This is a genomic window from Bradyrhizobium sp., assembly GCF_030654605.1.
Lineage (GTDB): Bacteria > Pseudomonadota > Alphaproteobacteria > Rhizobiales > Xanthobacteraceae > Bradyrhizobium.
This window is the reverse complement of sequence record NZ_JAURXB010000265.1, coordinates 1-1,702: the sequence shown is the minus strand read 5'-3', so window position 1 is coordinate 1,702 and position 1,702 is coordinate 1. Positions and strand designations below refer to the sequence as shown.

Below are 1,702 nucleotides of genomic sequence, written 5' to 3'. Positions count from 1 at the left end.
TACTGGGCCTTTGTCGGCCCGTTCGGCGGCGCCACCGCCGCCACCATCCTGCGGGCGCTGATCGATCATCCGGAGCGATCAGGCACGCCGCTCGCCCTCACCGTCAACTACTGCGCGCCGATCGCGGCCGGCGCCTTCGATCTCGACCTTCGCCTGGTCAAGGCCAACCGGTCGTCGCAGCATTGGTGCGTCGAGCTGACGCAAGAGGGCGGCGAGGTGGCGACGCTGGCGACCGCCGTGTTCGCCGAACGACGTCCGTCGTGGTCGCACCAGCCGGCGCCGTTTCCGCAGGCCACGCCATTCGAACAGATCAGGCCCTATCCCAAGATCAAGGCATCCTGGGCCAACCAGTATGATTTTCGTTTCATCGAGGGCAATCCGGATCTGGCCGGAGCGACGCCACAGGCCGAGCCGGCGAGCGCCTATTCCAAGGTGTGGATCGGCGACCGCGTTCCCAGGACCATCGACATGCTGTCGCTGATGTCGATGTCGGATGCATTCTTCGCCCGCATCTTTCACGTCAGGCGCGAGTTCGTGCCGTTCGGCACGGTGTCGCTGACGACCTATTTCCACGCCGACACGGACGAGCTCGCCGCAGAGGATACCAGCCGCGTGCTCGCCATCGCCGACGCGAGAATCTTTCACAAGAGCTATGGCGACCAGCACGGCGAACTCTGGTCGCCGAGCGGCCGGCTGCTCGCGACCACGACCCAGATCGCATATTTCAAGGCGTAGATGTCCGAAACCAACGCTGGCACTTCGCGCATTGCCCTGCTCGGCATTCCCCTCGAGATCGGCGCCTCGCAACGCGGCACGCTGATGGGGCCCGATGCACTGCGCACGGCTGGCATCGGCCGCGTGCTGAGGCAACTGGGATTTGCGGTCGAGGATCACGGCAATCTCGCGATATCAGCAGTTTCGCCCGCCGAGGGGCCGCCGCCGGCCCATGCGAAATATTACGACGAGATCAAAACCTGGATTCGCGCGCTCAGCGAACGCGCCTTCGAGCTCGCGCGCACGGGCGCCATTCCGATCTTCATGGGCGGCGATCACAGCCTGTCGATGGGGTCGGTGAACGGCGTCGCGCGTTACTGGAAACAACAGGACCGGCCGCTGTTCGTGCTGTGGCTCGACGCCCATGCCGACTACAACACGCCCGACACGACCGAGACCGGCAACATGCACGGCATGTCCGCAGCGTTCCTCACCGGTGAGCCCGGCCTCGACGGCCTGCTCGGCGACCAGCCCCGCGTCTCGATCCCCACCGACCGGCTCGACCTGTTCGGTATCCGCTCGATCGATCCGCCTGAAAAGGAGATGGTCCGCGACCGCCGGATCGCGACCGCCGACATGCGCGCGATCGACGAGTTCGGCGTCGGCGTCCTGATCCGGCGGCTGATCGAAAGGGTCAAGGCGCAGGGCGGCGTGCTGCATGTGTCTTTCGATGTCGATTTCCTCGATCCCGCGGTGGCGCCCGGTGTCGGCACCACCGTTCCGGGCGGCGCCACCTATCGCGAGGCGCACCTCGTCATGGAACTGCTGCACGATTCCGGACTGGTGCGCTCGGTCGATATCGTCGAACTCAATCCGTTCCTCGACGAGTGTGGCCGCACCGCGCGGGTCGCGGTCGAACTGATCGGCAGCCTGTTCGGCCTGCAGATCACCGACCGTCCGACGCCCAGCAATGCGGTGTTTCCCGACA

At 65.7% G+C, this 1,702-nt stretch carries 2 protein-coding genes; both read left to right on the top strand.

All coding sequences use genetic code 11. The features are described 5' to 3' along the window. A partial coding sequence (locus Q7U29_RS23895) for an acyl-CoA thioesterase II (RefSeq protein WP_304745447.1) occupies nucleotides 1-735 on the top strand: 735 nt, incomplete at its 5' end. Further along, on the top strand, nucleotides 736-1,702 hold a 967-nt coding region (rocF, locus tag Q7U29_RS23890; RefSeq protein ID WP_304745446.1), incomplete at its 3' end, for an arginase.